Source organism: Clostridium celatum (assembly GCF_021412605.1).
GTDB lineage: Bacteria > Bacillota > Clostridia > Clostridiales > Clostridiaceae > Clostridium > Clostridium celatum.
Map to the genome: position 1 here is coordinate 1 of NZ_JAJKGM010000131.1, position 224 is coordinate 224.

Consider the following 224-nt stretch of genomic DNA (forward strand, 5'->3'; position numbering starts at 1 on the left):
TGGTGCGTGTTAAGAGATTCGAACTCCTGGCCCACGCCTTAGAAGGGCGTTGCTCTATCCAGCTGAGCTAAACACGCATTTACCAAAGAACGTTTATTATTTTAAAACATTTCTTTAATTATGTCAAGCTTTTTTTCAAAGCTTTTTTGGAGCGGGTAGTGGGAATCGAACCCACCTTTCCAGCTTGGAAGGCTGGAGTATTACCGATATACGATACCCGCATA

General features: G+C 42.9%; 2 tRNA genes. Both read right to left on the reverse strand.

Annotated elements, in window-relative coordinates:
• A tRNA-Arg gene (locus LPC13_RS16860) sits at positions 1 to 77 on the reverse strand.
• Positions 78 to 147: 70 nt separating this feature from the next.
• Positions 148 to 221 (reverse strand) — tRNA-Gly (locus LPC13_RS16865).
• Between the last annotated feature and the right edge of the window lie 3 nt (positions 222 to 224).